Genomic DNA, 2,480 nt, shown 5'->3' on the forward strand with positions numbered 1-2,480 from the left:
GACCATTACCCAGCAGATCCGGCGCTATTCCGATGTCGGTATCATCATTGTCAGCGGCCGTGGCGATCTGGCGGACCGGGTTGTCGGACTGGAGATCGGCGCTGACGATTATGTCACCAAGCCCTTTGAACCCCGTGAAATCCTGGCCCGGGTGCGCAGCGTGCTGCGCCGCGGCCGCCGGCAGGAAGCGGCTGTGCAGATAGAGGGCCATAATTGCTATGTTTTCGGCGATTGGAAGCTGGATGCCACGGCGCAGGCGCTGCAGGACACGACCGGCCGGCCGATCGCGCTGACCAGCGGGGAATTCCGGCTGCTGGAAGCCATGGTGACCCGCGCCAACCGCGTGCTGAGCCGCGATCAGCTGATGGACGCCTGTTACGGGAACAATTCGCCCGCTTTTGATCGCAGCATCGATGTTTGTGTCGGCCGGCTGCGCAAGAAATTGCACGACGATCCGCGCAATCCCGCCATCATCCGCACTGTCCGCAATGGCGGCTATATCTTCTCCGCCAAAGTCGCCAGGCACTGATTGCAGTCTGCATTCCTTAACCGTTAAGAACGGGAATTAACCTTAAGACTTATTTTACGACCGGACCTATTTTCAGCTCCGCACGTCCGTGACAGGATCGGGGCATGAAAATACGAATCGTTCTCAGCACCGCAGCTTTGGTCATTTCGACGTCTGTCGCTATGGCCGATACTTCCGATATCGCCACGCATCGGCGTGCCGATTTCTACGCGCCGGGCAAGCACCAATTCTACGCCTGGTGCACGAACGGTCAGGATCGCCGTGTGGCTCAAACCGGGGATTCGGCCCGCGATGCGGAAGCCAGGCTGTTGGCTTCGCAGAAGGTCGCGGAGTCTTGCCGTCTGGTCTGGCAGGGCCGCATCCACGCCTGATCGGCCGCATGAAGCGGTTGTCATGAACTGACATACATCGAAATTCGGGCGAAATATCCCGGCTAACTGGCCGTTTCAGGCTGCATCCCGTCGCCATGGGGCTCAGGTCCTTTGGTTTTCGGGAGACCTGATCGTGCGCAAAATCCTCAAAACGCTGGCAACCCTGTTGCCGCTCGCGCCTGCCGCAGCCTGGGCGGGTGATGATCTCATCGAATTTTCCGCCACCAATATCAGCGATGTGCTGGGCAATGTCCGGGGCGGGTTGAAGCGCGGTGTGCGTGTGCTCGACAAGGCCGATGTCACTGCGACGTTTCTGGGCGAGGATCATGGCATTCCCGGCCTCACCGTGTTTGTCGATGGGCAGGTCACGGACGCAACCAATTTCTCCGGCGCGCTGGTCGGCGATGCGCAGACCGTTTCCAGCCTGGATGCACCGGCGGGCGTTCGCCTGGCCAATGCCTGGATTGCCAAGGAGTTTGATGGCGTCGGCGGTCTGAAAGCCGGTGTGGTCGATCTCAATACCGAATTCGACGTCCAGTCCACGGCTGCGCTGTTTCTTAACGCCGCGTTCGGGATCGGGCCGGACTTTTCCCAATCAGGGCTGAACGGCCCTTCCATCTTTCCGTCCACCGGTCTTGGCCTGGTCGGCTGGTGGCTGCCGGGCGGTCATTGGCAAGTGAAGGCCGGCGTCTTCGAAGACACGCCCGGCGATCCTTCGCATCCCGGCCGTACCCATTTCGCCTTCATGCGGGAGGAGGGCGCGCTGGTCGTTGCGGAAGTGCGCAATCAGATCACGCCCGATACCGTGGTCGGCATCGGCAGCTGGCGTTACACCGCATCCTTTGACGCCATCGATCCTGTCCGGGGCCGTCTTTCCGGAAATTCCGGCTATTATGCCATTGCCGACGCCCTGCTTTATGCCGCGCCGGAAGGCGACAAGGCCGGCTTGAGAGGCTGGGTTCGGGTCGGTTTCGCCGACGACCGCATCAACGCCATCAACGCGACGGTCAATGGCGGGCTGGTCTATACCGCACCTTTTGGCCGCGAGGCCGATCAGGCGGGCATTTCCTTCGCTCATGCGCGCTTTGGCGGCGCCGCGCGGCAATCAGGCCTGGGACAGGCGGAAACCACCATCGAAGCCACCTACAGTTTCGGCCTCAACGACCATCTGACTCTCCAGCCGGATATTCAATATGTGATGTCGCCGGCCGGCGATCCGGCCATCGCGGATGCACTTGTCCTGGGCAGCCGCGTCATCGCGAGCTGGTGACCTTTACACGCGCCGACGCTGCTTTTCGTGAAGCGGCGGCCATGCGATAACCTCGGGTCTTTGCAAAGACCAGGGAGCGCGCATGCTGTACCGGACCATCTGCCTGTTTTCGGCGCTTATGATTGCGGGTGCCGGCGCCCAACCTGCCCAGCCGCCCGCCAAGCGCACCATCCTGCAACAGGCCGATGTCGCGCCTTCACCGGCGCAGGAGACGCTGTTCGGCACGGTTGAGATTGCGCCCGGCAGCGGCAATGCCTTTCACACCCATAATGGGTCCGAGATCGGTTATGTGCTTCAGGGCCATATCCGC

The 2,480-nt window shown here is 61.5% G+C and carries 3 protein-coding genes and 1 pseudogene; all 4 read left to right on the forward strand.

Annotated features, from left to right (window positions below):
- Positions 1-529: response regulator transcription factor (locus VNC39_RS02230; protein ID WP_325395734.1), on the forward strand; the 529-nt coding region annotated here is incomplete at its 5' end.
- 104 nt (positions 530-633) lie between these two features.
- Positions 634-900 carry a hypothetical protein gene (locus VNC39_RS02235; protein WP_325395736.1) on the forward strand — a complete coding sequence of 89 codons (267 nt, stop codon included), beginning with the start codon at positions 634-636 and terminating at the stop codon, positions 898-900.
- A gap of 133 nt (positions 901-1,033) precedes the next feature.
- Positions 1,034-2,170 carry a carbohydrate porin gene (locus VNC39_RS02240; protein ID WP_325395738.1) on the forward strand — a complete coding sequence of 379 codons (1,137 nt, stop codon included), beginning with the start codon at positions 1,034-1,036 and terminating at the stop codon, positions 2,168-2,170.
- 82 nt (positions 2,171-2,252) lie between these two features.
- Positions 2,253-2,480: pseudogene (locus VNC39_RS02245) on the forward strand (hypothetical protein); the annotation flags it as partial.

The organism is Acidocella sp., assembly GCF_035535915.1.
Taxonomy (GTDB): domain Bacteria; phylum Pseudomonadota; class Alphaproteobacteria; order Acetobacterales; family Acetobacteraceae; genus Acidocella.